General features: G+C 69.0%; 17 protein-coding genes and 1 pseudogene. 6 read left to right on the top strand and 12 right to left on the bottom strand.

The features are described 5' to 3' along the window. Positions 1 to 474 precede the first annotated feature (474 nt). The 9 genes and pseudogenes from GA0070624_RS25350 to GA0070624_RS34990 form a co-directional block, all read right to left on the bottom strand. Positions 475 to 1,338: a T4 family baseplate hub assembly chaperone gene (locus GA0070624_RS25350; RefSeq protein ID WP_091345338.1), complete on the bottom strand. Its 864-nt coding sequence runs from the start codon at positions 1,336 to 1,338 to the stop codon at positions 475 to 477. Further along, positions 1,339 to 1,836, bottom strand: a complete 498-nt coding sequence (locus GA0070624_RS25345; RefSeq protein ID WP_091345337.1) for a phage tail protein — start codon at positions 1,834 to 1,836, stop codon at positions 1,339 to 1,341. It lies immediately after the preceding gene. 54 nt (positions 1,837 to 1,890) lie between these two features. Then, the gene (locus tag GA0070624_RS25340) at positions 1,891 to 3,834 is read right to left on the bottom strand and encodes a phage tail sheath family protein (RefSeq protein ID WP_091345334.1); all 1,944 of its coding nucleotides are present in this window, start codon (positions 3,832 to 3,834) and stop codon (positions 1,891 to 1,893) included. Positions 3,835 to 3,842: 8 nt separating this feature from the next. After that, entirely contained in the window at positions 3,843 to 4,112 is a 270-nt protein-coding gene (locus GA0070624_RS25335; protein ID WP_091345332.1) for a hypothetical protein, read from the bottom strand. 54 nt (positions 4,113 to 4,166) lie between these two features. Beyond that, on the bottom strand, positions 4,167 to 4,529 hold the full coding sequence (locus GA0070624_RS25330; protein WP_141715162.1) for a response regulator: 363 nt from the start codon (positions 4,527 to 4,529) through the stop codon (positions 4,167 to 4,169). Positions 4,530 to 4,712: 183 nt separating this feature from the next. Continuing rightward, positions 4,713 to 5,384, bottom strand: a complete 672-nt coding sequence (locus GA0070624_RS25325) for a LuxR C-terminal-related transcriptional regulator (protein WP_091345326.1) — start codon at positions 5,382 to 5,384, stop codon at positions 4,713 to 4,715. 76 nt (positions 5,385 to 5,460) lie between these two features. Then, on the bottom strand, positions 5,461 to 8,514 hold the full coding sequence (locus GA0070624_RS25320; protein WP_141715161.1) for a hypothetical protein: 3,054 nt from the start codon (positions 8,512 to 8,514) through the stop codon (positions 5,461 to 5,463). 374 nt (positions 8,515 to 8,888) lie between these two features. Continuing rightward, positions 8,889 to 9,147 (bottom strand): annotated as a pseudogene (locus GA0070624_RS36010) (C40 family peptidase); the annotation flags it as partial. Positions 9,148 to 9,611: 464 nt separating this feature from the next. Next, positions 9,612 to 9,755, bottom strand: coding sequence for a hypothetical protein (locus GA0070624_RS34990; RefSeq protein WP_176731867.1), 144 nt, complete (start codon positions 9,753 to 9,755; stop codon positions 9,612 to 9,614). A gap of 364 nt (positions 9,756 to 10,119) precedes the next feature. Between GA0070624_RS34990 and GA0070624_RS25310 the strand changes: the two genes are divergently transcribed. Continuing rightward, on the top strand, positions 10,120 to 13,650 hold the full coding sequence (locus tag GA0070624_RS25310; protein ID WP_176731866.1) for a ThuA domain-containing protein: 3,531 nt from the start codon (positions 10,120 to 10,122) through the stop codon (positions 13,648 to 13,650). Positions 13,651 to 13,734: 84 nt separating this feature from the next. Continuing rightward, positions 13,735 to 15,042 carry a sugar phosphate isomerase/epimerase family protein gene (locus GA0070624_RS25305; protein ID WP_091345321.1) on the top strand — a complete coding sequence of 436 codons (1,308 nt, stop codon included), beginning with the start codon at positions 13,735 to 13,737 and terminating at the stop codon, positions 15,040 to 15,042. A 191-nt stretch (positions 15,043 to 15,233) separates the two neighbouring features. Here GA0070624_RS25305 and GA0070624_RS34985 read toward each other — a convergent pair whose 3' ends face one another. The 3 genes from GA0070624_RS34985 to GA0070624_RS25290 form a co-directional block, all read right to left on the bottom strand. Continuing rightward, a complete protein-coding gene (locus GA0070624_RS34985; RefSeq protein ID WP_176731865.1) occupies positions 15,234 to 15,410 on the bottom strand; it encodes a hypothetical protein in 177 nt (58 codons plus the stop codon). 396 nt (positions 15,411 to 15,806) lie between these two features. Next, a complete protein-coding gene (locus tag GA0070624_RS25295; protein ID WP_176731864.1) occupies positions 15,807 to 18,887 on the bottom strand; it encodes a M14 family metallopeptidase in 3,081 nt (1,026 codons plus the stop codon). Positions 18,888 to 19,193: 306 nt separating this feature from the next. Next, complete coding sequence (locus GA0070624_RS25290; protein ID WP_091349766.1) at positions 19,194 to 19,949, bottom strand: PIG-L deacetylase family protein; 756 nt, start codon at positions 19,947 to 19,949, stop codon at positions 19,194 to 19,196. An 85-nt stretch (positions 19,950 to 20,034) separates the two neighbouring features. Between GA0070624_RS25290 and GA0070624_RS25285 the strand changes: the two genes are divergently transcribed. The 4 genes from GA0070624_RS25285 to GA0070624_RS25270 all read left to right on the top strand — a co-directional run bounded on the left by GA0070624_RS25285 (position 20,035) and on the right by GA0070624_RS25270 (position 23,603). Continuing rightward, the gene (locus tag GA0070624_RS25285) at positions 20,035 to 20,628 is read left to right on the top strand and encodes an alpha/beta hydrolase (protein ID WP_176731863.1); all 594 of its coding nucleotides are present in this window, start codon (positions 20,035 to 20,037) and stop codon (positions 20,626 to 20,628) included. A gap of 106 nt (positions 20,629 to 20,734) precedes the next feature. Beyond that, positions 20,735 to 21,637, top strand: a complete 903-nt coding sequence (locus GA0070624_RS25280; RefSeq protein WP_091345318.1) for an IS5 family transposase — start codon at positions 20,735 to 20,737, stop codon at positions 21,635 to 21,637. Next, positions 21,619 to 21,969, top strand: coding sequence for an alpha/beta hydrolase fold domain-containing protein (locus GA0070624_RS36500; RefSeq protein WP_141715160.1), 351 nt, complete (start codon positions 21,619 to 21,621; stop codon positions 21,967 to 21,969). The genes GA0070624_RS25280 and GA0070624_RS36500 overlap by 19 nt, the downstream gene beginning before the upstream one ends. A 365-nt stretch (positions 21,970 to 22,334) precedes the next feature. Beyond that, positions 22,335 to 23,603 carry an outer membrane protein assembly factor BamB family protein gene (locus GA0070624_RS25270; protein ID WP_091345316.1) on the top strand — a complete coding sequence of 423 codons (1,269 nt, stop codon included), beginning with the start codon at positions 22,335 to 22,337 and terminating at the stop codon, positions 23,601 to 23,603. Positions 23,604 to 23,629: the final 26 nt, after the last annotated feature.

The following is a 23,629-nucleotide window of genomic DNA, read 5'->3' as shown; positions in this document are numbered from 1 at the left end:
ACCACCACCGGGTCGCCGGAGTGCGGCCGGGCCTGCTCGGACTGCTGGGGGCCGGCGGGTGGTACCGGCACCGGCACGGTGCCGTCCGGCCTCGTAGACCCCGAGTGGAACCTCCCGGCGGGACTTCCCGTGGTCACAGCGGGGCGCCACTCGGGCGAGGGTGGATTCGGGGTGCTCCGGGCGTACCCCGGCGGGGTTGACTCTGGTGGCTGCGGAGCGGGCGCCGAATTGCCGGGCGCGACCGGCCACGAGTCGACATCGGCCGGATCCTCGACCACCTGGACCTGCCAGGACGTGGCCTGCGTCGCCGGCGGCGCGGCCGCGCCGGTGCGCCGGTAGACGAAGCCGGCGGCGCGCGGCCCGGTGGTGAAGCTGATGCGCGCGCCGGGTTCGGGCAGACCGAGCAGTTCGCGGACGCCGCCGCGGTGCCGCACCGGCCGGGCCCCGGCGGTGAGCAGGCTGCGCAGGTAGCCGTCAGCCGGCATCGTTGAGCGCCCCGATCGCGTCGGCGAGCACGTCGATGTACCGCTGCCGCTTGTCGCGGGTCATCGCCATGATCTCGGTCTCCGACCAGTGGTAGTGGTAGGCCAGGTAGTGGATTTCCTGGTAGAGGCGGGCGCCGTCGGTGCGCAGCTCGCCGAGGAAGAACCGCTGCACGTCGAAGGGGACGGTGAACGCGCGGCCGCATTCGGTGCAGCGGGCGTCCATGGTCTGCGCGACGCTCGGCGACACCTCCCGCATGCGCTCCTCGATCTCGGCGCGGGCGCGGGCCGGCAGCGCCGCGACGGTGTCCTCGCCCGGCTGCTCGTCATCGCCGAGGCGGCGGACGCAGCGCGTGAGCAGGGCGGTGAGCGCGGCGCCCTCGTTCTCCTCGGCCAGGGTGGCGAGTTCCTCCTGGTCGGCGCCGGTGACCAGGCGGAACACCACCTCCCGGCCGTCGTGCAGGGTCATCGTGTGCCACCGGCCGGGCAGCGTCGCGGCCTGCACCGGCACGTCGGCCAGCGAGAACTCCAGCGAGACCTGCGCACCGCAGCCGGGCCACGGGCACACCAGGGTGGCCCGTACCCGGTCGCCGAACGTGGCCTGGCGCAGCTGGAGCAGCAGGTGGAGCCGGTCGGCGACCAGCAGCTTGCGGGCCACCTCCGGCGGCACCGGGCTGACCTCGCCGATGCGCCGCACGCAGCGGCTGAGCACCTCGGTGACCAGGGCCGCCGGCCGCGGATGCCGGGCCTGGGTGAGCAGCTCCTCCTCGCGGCCGGTGAGCACCGCCAGTTCGAAGTCGCGATGCAGCCGCCCGTCGGCGTCGAACCAGCCACCCGGCAGCACCCCGCCGGACAACTACGTCTCCTTGAGCTCGGGGATCGGGTCGCGGACCCACCCCTCGTTCTCCAGCTTGATCGTGGAGATCAGCACCGCGTTGCCGCCCGCGTCGAGCTGCGGCAATGCCTGGTACTCGGAGACCCAGCACCGGAACACGTGGTAGGCGAGGACCTTCTGGCCGCCCTGGTTGTAGACCTCGATGGTGATGTTCTTGCGGAACGTTGCCAGCGACATCGCCGCGTCACCCTCGAAGTTGTTCACCTTGTTCGCCCACTCCTCGAACGTGGTGTCGTGGGTGACACCGGCCTCGAGGGTGATCGGGTCGTACTTGGTCTTGCCGGGGATCTGCCGTGGCGCGCTGGAGTCGCCGCCCTCGTACCACGGGGTGACCTCGGTGGTGCGTTTCAGCGCGCTGCACTTGTTCACGGCGGCGACCGGCTGGCCGTCGATAATGATCTTGAACTTGTACCCGAGGTACGGGTCGAACCGGGTGGTGTTGACCGTGAATCGGGGCATCGGCCGCGCTCCTTCCCCTGGTCTTCGTGGCTGTCCGGCTTTGTGTCCGGCTTTTTATCCGGCGGCCAGGCCCGCTTTTTGGCTGATCTTGACGACGACGAACTCGGCCGGCTTCAGCGGCGCGAAGCCCAGCACGACGTTCACGATCCCGGCGTCGATGTCGGCCTGCGTGGTGGTCTCGGCGTCGCACTTGACGAAGAACGCCTCGGACGGCGTGGCACCCTGGAACGCGCCCTGCCGGAACAGCGACATCATGAACGCGCCCAGGTTGAGCCGCAGCTGCGACCAGAGCGTCTCGTCGTTGGGCTCGAACACCGCCCACTGGATGCCGTGGTAAACGCTGACCCGCAGCATGATCGCGGTACGCCGTACCGGCACGTACCGCCACTCCGGATCGGAGTGGACCGTACGGGCGCCGAACGCCACCACCCCGGAACCGGGGAACCGGCGGATCACGTCGACACCCCGCTGGTTCAGGTTGCCGTGGTCGACGTCGCCCAGCTCGGCGACCAGGTCGACGACGCCGTTGAGTGTCGCGCCGACCCCGGCCGGGGCCTTCCACACGCCGCGGGTGGCGTCGGTCCGGGCGTACATGCCGGCGATGAAGCCGGACGGGGGCAGCGGGATCGGCTCCCGCGACCGGCCGGTGGGATCGAGGCCCCGTACCCACGGGAAGTACAGCGCCCCGTACGAGTTGACCACGTTGATCTTGGCGCGGAACGTCGCGGCGTCGGTGGCGTCCTCGTCGTCCGGCCCGGTCTCGCCGAGGTAGAACATGTCGCGCAACGGCCGGTTGGCGCAGTACGCGGCACCCAGGTCGTACATGACGGTGCTGGCCTCGCCCGGCACGGCCAGCAGGCTGGCGTCGGTGATGGTGTCGAGCTGGGTGAACGCGGCCGCGAACGTCGCCTCGGACAGGCCCGCGGCGTCGCCGTCCTCGCCGGCCGTCGCGTCGGCCACCACGCCCGCCTTGGCGGCGTCGCCGACCTGCAACGCGTCGATGAGAGCGGGCCGCTGCACGGCCGCGCCGCCCTCGGACCGCGCGCCGCTGCCCGCATCCAGGCGCAGCTTGCCGGTCGCGTCGCCGGTGGCCGCCGGCTGGACCCGTACCGAGGAGGTGGCGTTGTTCGTGCCGGACTGCAACAGCAGCCGCGCCTGGTCGCCGCTGCCCTCCACGGTGCAGGTGAAGCCGGTGAACGCGGTGGCGCTCGTGGAGTTCCGCTTCTTGGCGAGCGCCGAGACCGCCGCTTTGATCGCGTTGGCGACCACGGCGAGATCAGTGCTGGTCGCCGCCGCGTCGGGGAGGGCGACCTGCTGGAAGCCGTCGCCGTCCAGGTTGATCTGGAAGGAGCGGTTGGTGTTCAGCGGCAGGGCCGGCCCGGGACCACTTTTGTGCTGGCCGCGCTGGGTGGCCGTGTTGCCGCTCAGGAACTGGACGTCCACCATGGCCGAGTTCTGCCGCAGCACGGCGGTGGCGAAGTTCGGCGCAGCCGGGTCGGTGCTCAGGTTGTCGAACGTCTCCAGCGGCAGCGTGTCGCGGAAGTCGCCGGGCACCACGTCCGGGTCGGCCTGGCGTCGCACGCTCACCTTGAACTCGTTGCCCGGATCGAGGGTGCCCTCCTCGATGGTCAGCAGCAGTGAGTTGCCCCAGCGGCCGCTGTTGCGTGCCGAGAACTTGACCCCGGCGACCGGGGTGGCGGCCCGGTTCTGCACGGTGACTGAGGCCACGTTCGCGTCCGGGTGGGTCACCCGGACCACGTAGCACTGCCGGCCGCCGTTGTTGAAGAACTGGAAGACGCTGTGCGCCAGGTAGCCGCCGGTGATAAACGAGCCGTACACCCGCTGGAACTCGGTCCAGTTCGTGATCCGTGTCGCCGTGGATGGACCCATCTCGGCCAGGCCGACGAACGCGGCCGTCGAGGTGCTGGCGGCCTCCACCGGGCGCACGCCGCTGGACACCTCGTCGATGTAGACGCCCGGGTAGCTCACCGTGGCCATGGTCGCTCCTACTTCTGCTCGCGGGCGGTGCGGCGTGGGGTCTGCTTCTTCGCCTCGGCCTGGTCTTCTTCCGGTCTTTCTCGGGGCTGGTCCTCGGAAATCTGCTCGACGTCGATGAGGCCGCGCTCGCGGAGGCGGTCGACCTTGGCGTTGCCGGCGATCTCGACGTCGTCCAGGTCGCCGGTGCTCCCGCCGGGGGACAGGCGTACCGAGCGGCCGCTGGTGAGTGGCACGTACAGCGGTCCCGCGACGGCCAGGCTGCGGATCCTCACCGCCATGACGTTCCCTTCCTTCCCTGGTGTCTGGGCCTTCAGGCTCTTCGGCAAGGGCCTTCAAGCCACCGGGTGGCAGGCCCGGCGCAGCGTCCGGACCAGCTCCAGCGGGGACGAGCCGGTGAACCGGTCGACGTGCGGCCGTAGTGCGTACACCAGCGCGGTGCCGCCCTGCGGCGCGACCGCCACCACCCGGATGCCCGGGTACTGGTCGAGCAGGTGCGTCGCCACGCCCGGCATCTCACCGCCAGCCGTCGCGACCACCACCACGTCCGCGCGCAGCGTCCCCGCCGCACGCAGCAACGCGGACGGTTTCGCCGCGACCCCGACCACCTCGAGGTCGGGTTCGCCGGCGACCACCTCGCTCACCGCCTCGTGCAGGTCTGCTGGTAAAGCGCCGAAGAGGACTCGTACCGAATGCACGTCGGCCTCCTTCTAGGTTTCGGCTCGCGTGATCCGGGACCCGGAACCTACAGGCGCCTCCACGCTACGGTCGCGGCTGCCGGCATTGAATGGAGCAAGGTGCTCAAGAAGGGACCAGACGTCATCCTGGTCCCTGGTACCAGCCGGGCCTGGTGCGGGCACCATCGCCGGGCCCGCGCGGTGTCACAGGGGGGCCCGGCGGGCGTGGCTGCGCAGCAGGGCGGCCGCCTCGCCGCGCCGGTGGACCCGGAGCTTCTCGAGCAGGTTGTGCACGTGATTCTTCACTGTGCGCACCTCTATGGACAGCCGGCGGGCGATCTCCTTGTTCGACAGGCCGTCGTCGATCAGGCCGAGGATCTGCCGCTCCCGCGCGGTGAGCCGGCCCGGCCCGGTGGACACTTCCAGACCGGTTCCGCGCGGGCCCACCCGCCGCATCAGCACGGCCGCCACCGGCGGTGGACACCAGATGTCTCCGCGTGCGGCGGCCTGCACTGCGGTCACCATTTGGGGGTACGGGTCGTCGCGCAGCAGGTAGCCACTGACACCGGCCTCCGCGCACGTCATGATCTCACCGTCGCTGACGGACACCGCGTACGCCACCACGCGCGCCGGGTCGGCCGCCACGACGATGTCCCGGCAGATGCCCCGGCTCTGCACCCCGGCCATGCTGAGCAGCACCACCGAGAACCGGCGGGTGTGCAGCAGCCGCACGGCGTCGTCGGCGCCGGTCGCGCCCGCCGCATACCCGATGGGGGGGTGACCGGCGAGCGCCGTGACGAGGTTGTCACGATGCAGCGCGATGTCGTCGACGATGAGGACGCCGAGGCCGTCGGAATCGAATTGATCATTCGTCATGGCGTGCCTCCAATGACGCCGATCTGCAAAGGCCCTCAAGTCAAGGAGGTAATCTCAAGACATCAGCGCTCTGCCCTCAGGGGGTGACAACTTCGCCGCCCGGGTGGTTGCCACTTGCCTTGGGCTGTTTCGGGACACCAGATGATGCCGCCGGCGAAGGGATACCCGCGCTGCTCGATTGGGCGCCGCTTGCTTGCGCTGCGGTGAGGACCGATCGGCCAATATGCCGGCCGAGGGCATGGTAGGCGTCGAACTGCTCCTGGTCGAACCATTGGTCACCGGTGCTGTCGTTCGGAAATCGTGGATGTCGGACCGCGTATGCCCGCACGTCCCATGGGGTCGTGCGGGTCAGGCCTGCACGGCCTAGGAAGAGCTTGCCGTGGGCTGGCGCCGTGGGAGGCCTGCAGTCTGGATAAGTGATGGTGGCGATTACGACGTCCGAGCTTGCGAGCCGCGCCGCGAGCGGGTCGTTGGGCTGGTCCTTGCTCGCGGCCGTGGCACTGCCCGGGGTGGCGCCTTCCGGGTCGTGGGGCGGATCGTCAAACGTGATCTCTATTCCGAGCTCCTCTCGTGCGAGTCTGATCGCGGGCCCGAGAGCGCTCGCGGGGAGGGTCGCACCACCGCTGGCGTCAAAGCAGTACACGACGTTGGGTGCGTGACGTAGCATCTCGACCAGCCCGAGGTTTTCGTAGTGCCCGCCGTCGGTGACGAGGAGCATCTGTGCGTTCCAAGGGTAGATGCCGAAGATCTCTCGGACCAGGAAGTGCAGCCGGCGCCAGCTGGGAAGCCGGGGATAGCGCCAGTGGCTGGGAACGGTGGGGGCTTGGGCTGAGCCAGGGGCATCTGCGGCGTCAGCTTCGTGTACGTCGGGCGCCGGCGGGTGCTTGTACAGAAACAGCGGATTGGGGAGCCACGTGCCTAGACGGGCGTTGGTGAGGGCGAACAGCAGGGAGAACGGTGTCGCGGCCGCACCCATCGCCGAGGCGAACGCCGCCCCCGAGATTGCCATTGCTGCCTGGGTCGTCAGGTCGAGTCGAAGCGGGTGGCGCACGGCATTTTCGAGCGCCTCGGCGTCGATCCAGCCGAGCCGTGGGCTGCCGATCCAGTCACCGGACAAGGTGTACGGCAAGACCTTGCGCCCTGGTGGGGTGACGCGCTGGCCGGAAACGTTGGCCGCGGTGAGGAAGATGACCTGGGGGAACGGGTCGTCCTCGGTCCAAGGCCGGCAGGTAGAGGACAGGCTGGTCACCTCCTCAGGCCGGTACTGCTCCGAACCCGTTTCGCCGTTCCGTCTTACCCGCCGAACTGCGAAGGCCGTTGCTAGTCGACGCTTGTAGAACGGGTGAAGACTCCAGCGGGTCTGATCGACCAGCAGTGCCAGGAACACGAAGGCGAGCGCGATCAGCCAGAAGTGCCAGCCGCCGACCGGTCCCGGCCATTCGTTCGTGCCCTTGGTGGTGCCGAGAATGACCCGAGCGAACACCAGCAGATGGGCCGCGATCAACACGGCCACGCCCAACAAGATCAGCGTCCATTGCAGAAGCACGGTCGGGACCACGGCGAGGGCGGCGCGGTTCCTACGTACCCAGCCCATCACGGAGCCCGCAAAACGGCCAACGGTCATGAAGATCCCGGCGACGGCGGCGAGGTAGCCCGCGGTTAGGACCGTGGCGGCGCCGGTGGCCGCCTGTTGTACACCGGTGTCACCGGGGGGGCCGGGAACCTTCGTGCTCCCCCAGAGCAGTACCGGAACGAGCAGGCCGAAAAGAACCATGACCAGCCCCGCGTATGCAAGGACCGTCGCTGTCGGCCGCAGCAGGCGCCGGACACATGCCGTGCGCGGCCAATTCTCGAAAACTACCCCCAACATCCAACAGACAAGGGCAGCCAAGAGGGGAACCGCGACAGCCCAGCGGACGCCAAGCGGAAGCCGGCTAGGGTGAAGCAATGCTTCCTGGAGCGCCGTGGGCGCCGCGGAATACACCTCGCCGATCCCGCGCCCAACGAGCATGACAGCTAGCAGCAGCATGAGCTGTGCGACCAGGAACCCGCGGAGCACGACCGCGAGGGCGGTGACCCACTGCCCCGCGCCGTCAGCGAGATACTTGGAATGGCGGCGGACATGGTCGAACTCTGGTGATCCCATGGCAAACACGGTCTGAGGGGTCGCCAGCGACTCCGACGAACCGCCGGCGGAGACGTTGCTACCCAGCCTACTGAGCATGCGGCAGAGCCAGCCCGCGGGCTTGACCGGCACCGACGGCTGCAATGCCAGACGCATGGCACCTGCGGCGTAGCCGCCCCCGGAAACCGCCACCAGGTAGCGAGCCTCCCTCAACCGGTCCACTTCCTGCAAGGCCTGTAGGGCGCCGAGCGTGAAGACGGCGGAGCGTATCCCACCGCCCGACACGCAGATGCCGACACCACCCCGCGTGCGAGACTCTGGCAGTCGCCAATTGGCCACCCATGCCGCACGGGATCCCATCCGACCGGACTCGTCCGGTGAGCCGCTCGGGTCCGGTCCGCAGAGCACGGTCTTGCCGGGAAGCAGGCGCGGCGGGTTGCTCTCGGTCGGCGCGTCCGGTGGCGAGGTTCGCCGAGAGAGGCTGTACACCAATCGCGAGACCGCCACCACCACAGCCGTGGCGGTAACCGGAAGCGCGAAGATCAGCAGCACTGAAGCGGCGAACATCAAGGCCTGCAGCCATTGCACACGATCAGTGAGCGCCTCGGGAGATGCCGGCGCATTGGCCAACAAGCGGTTCGCGGTCAGTTCCAACAGTCCAGCCAACACGCCGAAGGCAATCGACAGACGCGCCATGCTACGCGCGGCCGCTGTTACGAAAATCCAACTACCTAGAGAACCCGCCACAGCGACGGCGCAGACATAACTGGCAACAAACAGCAGATTCCATACCAGGATCGACGCCGGCGACCCCTCGTCGCCCGCCGCGATCAGTTCACCTACCGCTTCAGCAGACCCCGCCAGCTCAAGGGTACGAAGAATGCCAAGATCATGATTGAAGGACGCCCACGTGCCGAATGCCGCGAACCCGATTGCCCCGATCGTCGCGGCGAGGGCCAGCGACCTGCCGGAGTATGGACTGGATCGAGCAGCAGCAGGAGTCATGGACGTATGGTGAGGCGAGTTGCCAATCCAAGCAGTCATGCAAGCGACACGAAGCGTGATCAGCTCGAAGTCCTTGTGACACACAACCACATTGCAGAGCCGGTCAGATCACCTCAGCTCACCGCACCACCGCACCGTGCGTCCCGTACCTTCGGATTCTCGCAATTGATTAGCTGCAGGACCACCAGCTCGCGTGACAAGTACACCGCCCGCTGCTCCACGGTGTCGTACATGACGAGCTGACCGTCCGCTTGCCCGAGGCGCGATTCGCGCGGCTATCCCAGATCACGTGTTCGCGCCCCCGCGCGTCCCTGATCCACCGAGATGCGCCAACTCCAAGGCAGGGACAGCGGCGCCCGGTTTTGCACCGATCTGAGCAGCCCGTGCCCGAGGTACATGCCGACATGCGCGGGTCGACTGGTGCTGCCGCGGTGCTGCCGGCAATGAAAACCAAGTCCCCGGGCCGCAGGGCGGCGTAGTCGCCGACCGGTGTTCCTGCGTGAACCTGCTGGCTGGTGGTGTGAGGATGCTGATGCCGGCACCGCGGTAGGCCTGCTGCAACAGTGACGAGCAGTCGCACTGCCGGGCCGGGATTCCGGAGTGCGCGGCAGTGCAGTCCCCGCCAAAGGTATATGCACGCCGTCGTGGTGGTTCTCATCGTGGCCGCACTGATGGTCAGCGTGCACCAGCTGCTCGCCGGGGCCTCACCGACCGTGTTGCTGCCGTCCTTCGCCCGGGGCGCCGTGGCGGGCGCTCCGGCCGAGGCTACGGCGGAGCCGGCAGCGCTTGTCAGCCGGGGTAGCGCGTCGGCCAGCCGTGGCGCGCTCACGCTGACCGTCACTGGCATCGAAAACCGGGGCGGGGTCGGCCTGGTGCACCTGTCGGCAACGAACCGGGGTGGGGGCACGCTGAACGTGCCGGTGGCGAGCACTGCTGTCGTGGACGCCCAGGGGAACACCTACTCGGCAGACCCGTTCGGGGAAACTGGCGGGACGCGATCGGCGCCGGCAGCACCCAGACCGGCACCATCGGGCTGCGCAAGCCGATCGCGCTGGGCAACGGCCCGCTGCGTGCCGAGTTCAGCATGGTCTGCCGGTTCAGGCGCCCATGGCGCGGTGGCGATCCAGAACGGATCCCGCCATCGAGTACGAAGCCACCACGTCGGCGGCGATCGGCAGTGCCGACGGGAACTTGGAGTTACGGCCGAGGTCCGACCACACAGAGGTCGCCGACTTCTCCACGTAGTTCCTACTTGGGTTGCCCGATGATGAACTTTCGACTTTTCTAGCAGAAGCTGGCCCTTCCTAGAAGGAAACTTTCGTCCATCGGGCTCTTTCTTTGGCGGGAGGGCGGATATAGAGTCACGCCGAACAGGCCAAAGAGTTCCTCGCCCCGCCGAGCGGGATCCCCGGCGAGCACTGAGGCGCGGCTCGGAGCACCGAACCGCAATGAAGCGAGACGATCCCCCGTACGCCGTTTCTGCGGCCGTACCGGCGCACCGCGCCGATCACACCGACCCCCATCACACGGTTCCCGACCACACCGTTCCCGGACCGTCTCTTCGCGACGATCCGTCAGTCGGTTATGCCCCTGCGAGGAGGTTCCATGCGCAAAGCCCTCGGCCGTCGCGTCACCGCGTTCGCCGGCCTGCTAGCGCTCGTCGGCACCACGCTCGTCGGCCCGACGTCCGCGTCCGCCCCGGCGGTGGCGGCGCCCGCCCCGGCCAGCGACGGCGTCCAGTACCGGGTCCTGGTCTTCACCAAGTCCACGGACGGCGACCAGGCGCCGACCACCGCCGGCGTCGAAGCAATCAAAGAACTGGGCGAGCAGCTCCGGTTCAGCGTCCAGGCGACCGGCGACGCCCGCAAGTTCGATCTCGCGTACCTGAAGAAGTTCCGCGCGGTCGTCTTTCTCAACACCTCCGGCGATGTGCTGAACGCGGCCCAGCAGGCCGCGTTCGAGGCGTACTACAAGGCGGGTGGTGGTTTCGTCGGCATCGGCTCGGCGATCGAGGCCCAGCCCGGCTGGCAGTTCCTGTCCGATGTGCTCGGAACCCGCGCCTCTGGCCGGACCGACGTCCAGCCTGGCACCATCAAGGTCGCCGACCGGGTTCACGACGCGTCAAAGAACCTGCCGGAGTACTGGACCAGGAGCGACGCCTGGTACAACTTCCAGTCCAACGTCCGCGGCAAGAGCCACGTCCTCGCCACCGTCGTCGAGGACACCTTCGCGCAGCAGTCGTGGGGCGGGACGCTCACCGGCATCGCCGGCGGCAACATGGGTGCCGACCACCCGGTCACCTGGTGCAAGGACTGGCAGGGCGGCCGCTCGTTCTACACGGCGCTCGGCAACACCGCAGCCGGCTTCGGCGAGGCGAACCTGCGATCTCACCTGGGCGGCGCGATCAAGTGGGCGGCGGGGCAGGCCGACCCGGTCTACTCCGACTGCGGCGCGACGGTGCTCGCCAACTACCAGCAGACCGCGGTCGCGCTCCCGCCGAACACCAATGAGCCGGTCGGCTTCGACGTCCTGCCCGACGGTCGGGTCATCCAGACCGACCGCCGCGGCGGCGTCCGGCTGCACGACCCCAAGTCCAACACCACCACGATGCTGGCCCAGATCCCGGTCTACACGGCCAGCGAGGACGGCCTTTACGGGCCGGGTATCGACGACAACTTCGCGACCAATCGCTGGGTGTACCTCTACTACGCGCCGCCGACGGTCAAGGACGTGAAGCTGTCGACCGGCGAGGTGGTCACGCAGACGACGCCGACGGCGAACGCCCCGAACACGGGCAACTCTCCGGCGGTGTGGGACCCCTGGGTCGGTTACTTCCAGCTCTCCCGCTTCAAGTTCGTGGGCGCGACGGCGGACACCCCGGCGCACCTTGACGTGGCGTCCGAGCAGGAGATCATGCGTGTCCCGGTCAACCGTGGCGCCTGCTGCCACGTGGCCGGCGACATCGATTTCGACAAGCACGGCAACCTGTGGCTGGTCACGGGCGACGACACGCCGGCCGGCGGCGGCAACTCCGGCGGCTTCGGCCCGTTCAACGACCAGCTCACCGCGAGCGGGCAGTACAACGCCCCGCACGTTGACGCCCGGCGCTCCGCGCAGAACACCAACGACCTGCGCGGCAAGGTCCTGCGGATCACGGTCAAGGGCGGCGACATCGCCTCCGGCGAGGCCAACCGCTTCGGTGGGGCGTACACGGCCCCGGCGGGCAACCTGTTCCCGGTCGGCACGGAGAAGACCCGCCCGGAGATCTACGCGATGGGCTTCCGGAACCCGTTCCGGATCCAGGTCGACGAGAACGACGTCGCGTACATCACCGACTACTCGCCCGACTCCCAGACGCCGCAGAACTTCCGCGGGCCGGCGGGTACGGGCCGGGTGGAGATCGTCCGCAAGCCGGCTAACTACGGCTGGCCGTTGTGCTACAAGACCGACCTGCCCTACTACCGGTGGAACTTCAACACCTCCACTCCGCTCGACACCCCGGCGCAGGCGCACGAGTGTGACAACCCGACGCGTGGACCGCAGAACAACTCGCGTTGGAACCTCAACGGCGGACCCACCGTCGAGCCTGGCCTCGAATACGGCCCGCCGATCACCAACCCGGACATCTGGTACTCCTACACCCCCGAGAACCGGGCGGACAATCCGATCGGTACGCCGTGCCTGGCGTACTACAACGGCTCGGGCGCCACGACCTGTCCTCGCCTGTTCCCTGAGCTGGGCACGGGTGGCGTTGGCCCGCACGGCGCAGCGAAGTACCACTTCGACCCGAACAACGCGGACCCGACGAAGCTGCCGCCCTACTACGACAACACGGTCTTCTTCGGCGAGTTCACCCGGGACACGCTGCGCGAGGTCCGGCTCGACTCGCAGAACCGGATCTTCAAGATCAACAACCTGCTGGACTGCGGCGGCCTCACCCCGCAGCGGGTACCGCAGACGAGCAATCCGTTCGAGTGCGACAACCCGATGGACCTGCAGTTCGACGGGAAGGGGCACTTCTACCTCCTCGCCTACGGTGACGGCTTCTTCAACGTCAACAACGACGCCGGCCTCTACCGCTGGGACTACGTGAAGGGTCAGCGCGCCCCGATCCCGGTGCTCGCCGCCTCCCCGACCAGCGGCGCCGCGCCGCTGACCGTGCAGTTCTCCAGCGCCGGCTCGCGCGACCCCGACCCGGCCGACTCGATCCGGTTCCAGTGGGACTTCACCGGCGACGGCGCCGTCGACTCCACCGACCCGGACCCGCAGTTCACCTACACCACGCCCGGCCAGTACACGGCGAGGCTCACGGTGCTGGACTCCAGCGGCAAGTCCGCGTCCGCGAACACCACCATCACGGTGGGCAACACGGCTCCCAAGGTGACCGTCAACACTCCGGTCGAGGGCGGCCTGTTCGCCTTCGGCGACAGCATCCCGTTCTCGGTGACCGTCACCGATCCGGAGGACGGCACGATCGACTGCAGCCGGGTCGCGGTGACGTTCGTGCTCGGCCACGACACCCACGGGCATGCCGAGCAGACCGTCAACGGCTGCACCGGCGTGCTGCCGACCGACGCCAACGACGTGTCACACGGCGGCAACGTCTTCGGCGTCATCAGCGCCTCCTACACCGACCTCGGCGGTCCGGGCGGGGTTCCGGCGCTGACCACGGTGACCCAGAACAATGTCCGCCAGAAGCGCCAAGAGGTCGAGTTCGCCGCCGAAGAGTCCGGCACGAACGTCGCCACCACCAACGACCCGGCGGGCGGCAGCCAGCACCGCGGCAGCCTCGCCAGCGGCGACTGGATCGCACTCAACGGCCCGTTCAACCTGCAGAACATCAACTCGCTCACGTTCCGGGTGGCGAGCACGTCGACGCAGGTGCCGGCGGGCGGCCCGATGGCGGCCGTCGAGGTCCACCTCGACGCGGTGAACGGGCCGATCCTCACCACGGCGGCGCTCACCTCGACCGGTGACGCGGCGACCTGGCAGAGCCAGACCTTCCCGATCGTGGATCCGGGTGGCCTGCACAAGGTCTACCTCGTGTTCCGGTCGGTGTCCGGTGGCCAGACCGGCGGCAACCTGTTCAACCTCAACTGGGCCGAGTTCGGCGGACAGGGGGTGAGCGGCTCCTAGTGCACCGCGGCGGGTGCGCCGCGCCGCCACGCGGCGCACCCGCCGCCCCCGCTTCGATCGACGGTTTTCGAGAGAGGGACCACAATGGCCTTTGACAGCAGGATCAGCCGGCGGCGGCTCATGGCCGGCGCCGGTGCGGCCGCGGCCGCCGCGTTCAGCCCGCTCGGCCCGGCAGCGGTGTTCTCACCCAGCATGGCGAGCGCGGCGAGCGGGCGGCTCATCCCGGACGGCAAGCTGGGCACCATCACCTTCACCCAGCGCGACGTGCCCACCCGGGTCGGCATCGCGGCGAGCGCGGCGATGGGCGTCCCGCCGACGATGGGCTACCTGGGCGGACCGGAGTTCCCCCAGAACCCGGACGACCTCGGCCCGCTGGTGCCGCTGCCCGGCGGCTGGCTGGAGCTGTTCGAGTTCCTGGCCGGTTGCGGTTTCAAGCAGATCGAGTTCGCCGGCTACGGGCAGAATGCCGCGAACCCCGGCGGCGCCGCGCCCAACCCCGCGCCGGGTGGGGTGACCACGGCTGAGTCGCGGGCGGCGTACCTGGCGTACGCGCGCACGCTGCGCGGCTTCCTCGACGCGTACGGCCTGCAGGCGATCGGCAACCACGGGTTCATCCCGAACACCTGGTACGGCCCGAACAGCCCCGGCGGCACCATGTCCAGCCAGGACTACGACCGGCTGCAGACGGAGCTGGAGTTCGCGGCGATCCTCGGCATGCCCTACATGGGCACCGGCGGCGACCCGACGAGCGCCAACAACCGCAACATCGAGCCGTGGACGGTCGCGGGGGAGAAGTGGGAGGCGCTGAACCGGATCAGCCTCCAGTGGGGCATCCACATGTACACCCACAACCACTCGCCGGCGTACAACTTCCTCCAGGACGGCCCGCTGGTGACCGTCACCGAGGACCGCGTCAGCGGCGCGCCGATCCCGCCGACGGTGGTGCGCGCCGAGTCCGGCAAGCGGCTCATGCAGCACTACCTCGACGTCACGGACCCGGAGCTGGTCGTCATCGAGATGGACATCTACTGGGCGCACGTCGCGCAGCACCAGTGGCGGTGGCGCTACGACTACGACGGCAAGCGGGTGGAAGACATCTTCGACCCGACCGCCCAGGTGGCGAAGCAGACGATGCGCTACGCGCTGTTCCACGCCAAGGACGGCGACGCCACCGGGCAGCCGGACGGCGTGGGCGACGGCTACACGATGATCCCCTTCGGCGACCCCCGTAGCGACATCGACTTCACGTCGTTCTTCGGGAACATCGGCGCCAAGGGTTACCACAACCCCAACTACGAGCAGGATAATGCCCCGGGTGGCAGCGCCGACCCGGGCCGGTCCCTGCGCTTTGCCAAGATCAGCGCCGGCAACATGGCCACCCTCCGAGGCTGAGCCGCCGCCCCGCTCGCGCCGCCCCCGGGCGGCGCGAGCGGGGCATCTTGGGGGCGTCAGTTGTAGTTCGCCATGAACGACCCCTTACTTTTTTGGCGGTAGGTGAGCCGGACAGGGCGTCGCCGGCGCGCACGGCGGCCAGCGCCTGGTCGAATTTCTGGTGGTCGCGTGGTCGGAGACAGCGTCGCAGGTCACGTGAGTTCTGCGGGATCGGTGAGGTTCAGGCGGCGGGGCGGCCGATGTGGCAGTGTGCGGGCGTTGGTGGTGCGCAGCCCGTCGAGGGCCAGTTCGAGGTAGCGGCGCCATGCCTGCGGCTGTGCGTTCAGCAGGGGCGCTGCTGTCTGGTGGATGCCGCCGAGTAGCAGCACGACGTTCCCGTGATGTCGCTGCGGACGGCGTCTTGTTCGCGTGTCCGAGCGGCGAGTGCCTCGGCGGCGTCGCAGAGGCGGTCGATCGCGTCCCGCGCCGAGGACATCGCTGGCGCCGTCCTGTACGCGCTCACCCAGCCCGAGCACGTCGCTGTCAACGAGATCCTGATCCGACCGACTGACCAGACCCGGTGAATCCGGTGTGCGGGCCGGCCGCCCGGCCCCGGGCCAGCACCCCGGGCCTCGCCTCGGTGCACACGGCACTCCGCTGTGGTTCTACATCCTCAAGGAGGCCGAGCACCGCGGCGGCGGCGACCGGTGCGGCGCGGTTGTTCCCGGGGTTTCGACGGTCGACGGCGGCCGATGATTCTCATCGGCCGCCGTCAGCCAGTGCTCTCAGCGCAGCAGATACCCCATGGCCCTGCCCATTACCGAGTTCCGGGTGGCCATATCGCTGATCCCCTCGAAGCCAAAGCCGAAGTAGAGCGTGGCATCGGTGGCGACCACGGCGCCCTCGGGGAAGCCCGCCGCCGTCGTTCGGACGAAGTTGTTAGTGTTCGACGCACTGCCCTCCGGCGGTCCGGTTGCCGCCCAGCCGCCGAGCCCGTCCTCGAACGATGTGCTGCCCTCGCCCGTGGACACCTCGACGTCGTCGACGAACACGCCCAAGCCCTGCGTTGCCCAGTCGCTCACGTACGCAATCGAGACCTCGACCTGACGGCCGGCGAACTGCCCCAGGTCGACCCGCCACTGCTGCCAGCCGCCGGAGACACCGGAGGCGGCGTGCCATGCGCCGGTCGTACCGGTCGGGCTGCACGTGCCGTCGGCGTTGAGCGTCTGGTAATGGTCGAGGTGCGGGTGCAGGTCGCGCCAGCCGGCCGGGCACGACTGCCCGGTCTCCTGGTTGGTATGGCCGTTGAGGTCGGGCAGCGTCGTCCAGTCGTTCTGTCCGGCCGTGTGGGCCTCGACCAGCACGTGGTCCCACTCCGCCTCCGTGTTGTACGACGTCCAGAACGACAGCGTGGCACCGCCGGCCGGAACGGTGATCGTCCGGGTAAGCCGCTTGTACGAGACGTCGGCGATCTGCGAGTAGACGTAGTTGTCACCGGTGTGCGGGTCGAACGGCCCACCGGGCCGGTCGTACCTGGCCGCCGGCCAACTGCGGAACTGCGGGAAGTCGGCGACCGGAAGCAGCCCGCTCGTGGTCAGGAACGAGGCGCTGTGATCCTGGTTGGCGGCGCTGCCGGGGCCGTTGAAGCCCCAGTCGAGGCCGTTGAACGGGGTGTCAATACCGGCCACGTCGTACAGCCCACCGGCTGGGTTCGCACCGGCGTCCTCGTTGATGGCCCCGGCGCCGAACCAGTATTCGATCACGTCGTTGAGGCCGTCGCCCGAGCCGCCGAGCGCGCGGCACCGTCGCAGGATGGCCGGGTCGGAGCACATCTTGTTCTCGAACGGGTCGTAACGCTGGGTGCCGTGGCCCGGCGCGTACTGGTGACCGGCGTACTTGCCGGTGTAGAGCACGCGGCCGCCTTCGTTGAGGTAGTCACGCACCTGCAGCAATTCCTCCATCGCCAGCCGGGAGGCATTGCCCGCACCCCAGCCTGGCTCGCGCGTGATGATGTCGTTGCCCGTGTACCAGATGACCGCGTCGTAGTGGCTGAGTACGCCTAGCGCATCCGGCGCGGCACGCCCTCGAGCGTCGACGTCGTACACGTCGTACCCGATCCCGTTCGCCGCCAGGGCGTCGGTGTAGTACGACAGGAAGTGCGGGCCGGGGGCCTGGGCGGGTGAGGCGCCCGTGTAGTCCTCGGCCGCCATGACCAGCACGCGGTTTGTGCTCTCGGCGACCGCCCGGTAGGTGAACGAGTCGCTGGCGGCCCCGCCGCCCTCGAACCACACCTTCACCGTGTCGCCCGGGTTGGTGCCGGTCACCTGTCCGCGCATGACCCGGTAGTAGTTCGAGTTCCCGACTCCGTAGCGCTGGCCACTCGTCCACTCTGACGTGGGGGCGCTGTGCACCGTACCGCCGTTGATCTGGAACTTGACGGTCACGGCGCCGAGGCTGCGCTTGGCGAGCACCCGCACATCCTGCGGATCGCCGTACGAGACGTCGAAGGTGAAGTCGAACATCGCCAGGGCGCCGTTCTCCGGGTCGACCTCGGTCTGGTCGAGGTAGAACGGCTTGACCGTCGCACCGACCGCGGACACCGGGTCCGCCGGGCGGGTGGCCGAGCGGGCCAGCGAGAGGTCGAACGGGAGGGTCTTCTCGAACTCCGCCTGGATCAGCGCCTCGTCGTCGGGGAAGACAAAGCCGCAGCCGGGGCACCCCTCGTTCAGTTCCGGAGTGAAGGCGATGGTGCCGTTGGCCGTGTCGGCGTAGTCGGTCGTCTCGCCGTTGGTCACGTACAGCTCATCCGAGCTGATGCCGGGGTCGAAGCCCGGGATCGCTGGGTTGGCGTCGGTGCCGGCGAGCGCGGTGTAGATCGGGTTGTCGGCCTCGGGCGTGCCGATCTGCCAGCCCTGGGGGTAGAGGATGTACGGCCCGAAGGAGTGGAAGTTGGACTGGAACTTGGGCTTGATCCGGTCGAGCAGGCCCTGCATCGCCTGGGTCTCGGGCTCGGAGGCGGGGCTCGGCCCGCGGTAGGTCTCCCCGGCGGAGATGGACGAGGAGCCCTCCTCGTCGTACTTGAAGCGCGCGTTGAAGTTGCGGTTCGGGTCGACACCGTCGCCGACGGTGATTTGGTCGTCGTTGTTGTTGTCGCGCAGGTTCTTGCGCCACAGCCGTTCGTTGTCGAACGTGTACTGGTATCCGTCCGGGTTGGCGGAGATGACGAACCACAGCTCCGTGCTCTTCAGCAGGTCCTTGATGTCCTTGTCATTGGCCCGCCAGCGGTCGACGTACCACCTCAGCAGGCGCCGGTTGACCTCGACGCTGATCCACTCGCGGGCGTGCTGGTTCGAGCTGTACAGCACGGCCGGGCGCGAGGCGTCGGGGACCTCCTTGGCCGCTTGCGTCACCTTGAGCGCGATGAGCTCGCGTCCCTGGTATGTGTGCCCGAGCACCTCAAGCTTGACCAGCTGCGGGTTCCGGTTCGCGAGGTCGTACAGCTCGTCGCGGATGCCGCCCGGCTCGTCCCAGGACCGCCACACGTTGTATCCGCTGGCCGCCTGCTCGGCGGCGAGCTGGCGCTGGGTCTTGCCGTCCTTGTTGCGCTTGGGCGCGACGCGTAGGCCTCGGTCGCCGAGCCGGGCACGCTCGGCGTCGCTGAGGACCACGTCCAACTCGACGTCTTCCCCGACGAGCCGGGTGGCCACGACGTCGAGACCCTCCCGGACGAGCTGAGCGGCCTGCGCGGGCGCGGCCCGCACGGTGTACATGTCGAGTTCGCCCTGCGACGGCTGTGCCGCCGAGGGTGCGACGAGCCCGAAGATCATCAGGAGTAACGCTGACAGGAACACGGTGGAGCGCTTCATTGCGACCCTCCTACCCCCCGGGTGGGCATAGCCGCCCGGGGAGCGGCCATAGACGCGGGTAGTCGTCTCAGTCAGCATGCGAAAAGGCTGGACATCGATGAATCCTCCGTCCGGACGGACTCCGATGCGCCGGTAAGCTGCCGAGGGGCCGATTGGACGTCTTCTGCGCCGTGTTTCCGGGCTGTCGGACGTTGTACCTACCGAAGCACGACCGGTCATTCTAATCAGGACGGATGCGATTTCCCGCGGGCGCGGCATCAGCTCGCGGTGGCCCGACACGCTCGCCGGAGAGTGTTCTGGCAGGGCTCAGAGCCAGGGTGGTGGGCCCTCGAAGGCGAGGGCGTGCACGTCGAACAGGACCGCCGCCTCCACGCCCAGCGCCAGCCCGCCCTGGCGGGCCGCCCAGGTGAGGAACGGCCCGGGTTCGGGGCCGACCACGCCCAGGCCCTTGGTGTACTCAGCGTGCGCGGCTAGCGAGGCGATACCGCGCTGCAACGGCTCACCGGTGACGTCCACGCCGTGGGTGGGGCGCTCGGCGCCGGCGAAGCAGACGTAGCGCACGCCGCCCCAGGGTGGTAGCCCCTCGCCCACCAGTTCTGGGAAGATCCACCGGTTGCCCGCGTCGCGGGCGGCGTCCAGCGTAGCCAGCCCCACCGCCCGGTGGTCGGCCTGGTTGGTGATACCGCCCACCATGCGGACGGTGAAGGCGCCCGAGACGATGACGTCGGGCCGGTGCCGGCGGATCGCCCGCACGATGTCGCGGCGCAGGTCTGGACCGTACTCGACGACCCCGTCGCGGTGGTCGAGGAACTCCACGACGTCCACGCCGACCTCGCGGGCCCCGGCGCGCTGCTCCTCCTCGCGCAACGGCGCGGCCTGGTCCGGGTGCATGGCGTCGATTCCTGCCTCGCCCCGGGTGGCCAGCAGGTAGGTGACCCGCTTGCCCTGTGCGGTCCAGCGGGCGATCGCCGAGGCCGCGCCGTACTCGATGTCGTCAGGGTGTGCGGCCACCGCAAGGCAGCGCTGCCAGTCCTCCGGCAGTGCCGGTAGAAGCTCATCCACGGTCCACACCGTAGCCGCCTCTCCGCCGATCCGTCACCGCCGTGTCGGCAACGTTGACATCCGTCGAGCAAGCGATAATGGGCGGGTGGACCCCAGCCGGCTCCACCCGCAGGCGCGGGCGGCGATGCAAGTCCAGCAGCGTGTCCCGCTCACCCGGGCGAACCTGCCGGCGGCACGACTCAGCATGGTCCAGGCGACTCCGGCCGAGGTGGGCAGCGCACCTGCGATCCGGTCCGTGGTGACCGTCGACGCCGGCGGCGTGCCCGCCCGCCTCTACCGCGACGACGATCACGACGCGATGCCGGTGGTCCTCTATGCGCACGGCGGGGGCTGGGTGATGGGCAGCGTGGACACCCACGACGGGCTGTGTCGGCACGTGGCGGCCGCGTCCGGCTGGGCCGTGCTCTCCGTGGACTACCGGCTCGCCCCCGAGTATCCGTACCCGGCCGCGGTGGACGACATGGCGCGCGCGCTCACCTGGCTGCGCGGCCCTGGGGCGGCTCGGCACGGCCTCGACCCGGGCCGGACAGCGGTGGCCGGTGACTCCGTGGGAGGGCACCTTGCGGCGGTGACCGCTCGGCGCGCCCGGGATGCGGGGGTCCGTCTTGCGGGACAGATCCTCATCTGCCCGGTCATCGACCCCGCGGCCGACTATCCGGCCCTAGCCCGTGTTTCGTAAGGCTCTGCTAGGCGGTGAGAAGCCGGCGTGGCGGTGATCGATAAGAGAGGAGGTCTCCGGTAGATCGGTTAGCGACCAAGCAAACCGAAGACCGACCGGAGACCTCGTGCCCAGGGTAGCGGCAGCGAGGCGGCACGATCTCACCGACGCTCAGTGGGCGGGGCTGCGGCCTGTTCTGCCTGTGGAGCCGGGCCGGGGGCGTCCGCCGCGTTGGACGAAACGGCAGATCATCGACGGGATCCGGTGGCGGGTCCGGACCGGGACGCCGTGGCGGGATGTGCCGGAGGTGTATGGGCCTTGGCAGACCTTGTATCGCTGGTTCCGGCGCTGGCAGCGTGACGGCACGTGGGCGAAGGTCCTGGCAGGGTTGCAGGCCGGGGCGGACGCCGCCGGGAAGATCGACTGGACGGTGAGCGTCGATTCCACGATCAGCCGCGCCCACCAGCACGCTGCGGGTGCCCGCCGGGACGGTCACCTGCAGAAGGAGCCGCCGGGTGGTGTTGCCACCGAGCCTGCCGATCACGGGCTGGGTCGTTCCCGGGGCGGGTTCACCACCAAGACGCACCTGGCCTGCGAGCAGGGCCGTAAGACCCTCGCCGTGGTGATCACCGGTGGGCAGCGCGGAGACAGCCCGCAGTTCATCACCGTGCTGGAGCGGATCAAGGTGTACCGGGTCGGCGGCGGCCGGCCCCGGACTCGTCCCGACCTGGTCCTGGCCGACAAGGCGTACACCGGCCGCGGCAACCGCGGGTATGCCCGCCGCCGAAAGATCCGGGTCTGCATCCCGAGCAAGGCCGACCAGGACGCTCACCGTAAGGCCAAGGGATCCAAAGGCGGACGACCACCCGCCTTCAACCCGGTCGACTACCGATTGCGGCACGCCGTGGAGTGCGGCATCAACCAGCTCAAACAGCACCGCGCCATGGCCACCCGCTACGACAAACTCGCCGTCCGCTTCGAAGCCACCGTCACCGTCGCCATCATCAACCAGTGGCTCCGAGCCTTATGAAACACGGGCTAGACGAGTACGGCCTGGACCGGGAGGAGATGCGGTTCTTCTGGGATGCGTTCGCCCCACCCGGCGTGGACCGTACACAGCCGGATCTGGACCCACTGCGGGCCGACCTCACCGGCCTGCCCCCGGCCGTGGTCATCACCGCCGAGCTCGACCTGTTGTCCGCCGAGGGTGAACGGTACGCGGCCAGGCTGCTGGCGGCCGGCGTTCCCGTCACCGCAGCCCGGTACCAGGGGCTCATCCACAACTTCCCGCGGAAACTGGCCCTGTTCGACGCCGCCCATGTCGCCCTGGCCCAGTTGGCCGCCGCGCTGAGCCGTTGGTGAAAAGGTTAGGGCATGGCGGCGGGCCGACAGAACGCCGCCACTGATCGGTCAAATCCCGAGTAGAGCGCTTGTCGGATTCGTGTGACGCGGCGGGGGAGCGGCCCGGGGAATCCTCCTAGGATGTTCAGGGGGTGTGCGCTTGCCAGAAGCCGCACCATTGTTTGTCGCGCCGGTCTTGGCGAACCGGGTCCACTCGCTGCCGTCTTGTTGGCCGGCCAGGGAGGAGCGACCCCAGCTTGGGGCTTTGACCCGAGGCTTCCGATCGGCGGCTTTGGACCTGATGCCTTTCAACAGGATCCGCCGGAGCATCGCAAACAGCGGTAGGGTGTCCGGCACTTGTGCCTGGTGGGTGGTGGGGAGGCCTGGTGCGCTGGTGGAAGGTCGTCTTGCTACTGGTCGTGGTGGTAGCGCTCGTGGCTTTGGCCGGAGTGGGCGTCTACCAGTGGGTGCGGCCCGGTGAGTGGGCCAGCGCGGCAGCCGGCCCCTATCCCTCGCCGGAGTCCACGTCTCCCGGTGTCGTGGCCGAGCTGCCGGCCATTCCCTTGATCGTCGATGGGCGGCTGCGGGTCTTTGCCACCAAGCACGACGTCTGGGCCGAGCCGCTGACGGCGCCGGCCGGATCGAAGCCTTTTTGGTCGTATCACCGGTTCCCGGCGACGGTCACCGGAGTGGTGGTTGCATCGGCGCATCGTCAGCAGTCGCCGGTCGTCGCGGTCAAGTGGTCCACGGGCAGCCTGATCGGCATTGACGCCCGGACGGGCCGGGTTGCCTGGCGTCGCACGGTCGAGAAGCATTTGGGTGGCGACCACTGGATTGGCGGGCCTACCGGGGTAGCCATGCTCTACGGCGACTCTCTTCTCGGGCTGTTCACCGCCCAGAATGCGCAGGCGGAGCCGGTCATTATCAGCGCGGGTGAGCGAAGTATCGAGGCATTCCGTCCGGCAACCGGGCAATCGCTGTGGCGCATCGAGCCGTCCGGTTGCACGGGAGTGTCGTGGACTGGCAGGAGAGTCGTCGCCGTGGTGGTGGCCTGCGATCAGCCCAAGACCATCCATCTCTACGACACCGGGACCGGGCGGGAGGTCGGCACCTGGCGGCCGGGCGCGAACACGACGGCTTCCCAGAGCTCGTGGATCGTGGTCTGGCGCGTGGGCTGCCGGGTGGCTCTTTCCGAGTGCGCTGGCTTCGTCGTCAGCGACGACGGCGGTGCCTGGCTGCTCGACGGTGAGGGACACGTTGTCGCCGTATCCGATCCCGGCTGGGGGTCGGTCCTGGTCGAGCAGGCCATCGTGCGAGTTGGCGACGACCGGCGCGCGATTCGTGCCGCCTCCGTGGACGACGGCAGGGAACTTTGGCAGTGGCCTTCGTCGGAAGAGATCGTCGACCTCGCCGCAGACGAGCAGGGTGTGTACGCGATCACGCGTACTGATCAGCTTCTCCGGCTGGATCCGCGGTCCGGAAATCTGATCTCCAGCATTGCTCTGCCGCCCGGCGCGCACGATTCATTCCATGTCTACGCAAGCGGCGGCTACGTCATCGTCGACCGGTCGAACTTCGACTTCACCGACCGCAACGCAGCATGGTCCCTTCCGCGGGGCGCCCGCCCAGTGCTCCTCGTGGCCACTGGCCGCTGAACCCGCCCGAGGGTGGGCACGAACCA

The organism is Micromonospora rhizosphaerae (assembly GCF_900091465.1).
GTDB lineage: Bacteria > Actinomycetota > Actinomycetes > Mycobacteriales > Micromonosporaceae > Micromonospora > Micromonospora rhizosphaerae.
This window is presented reverse-complemented; position numbering and strand designations above follow the sequence as displayed.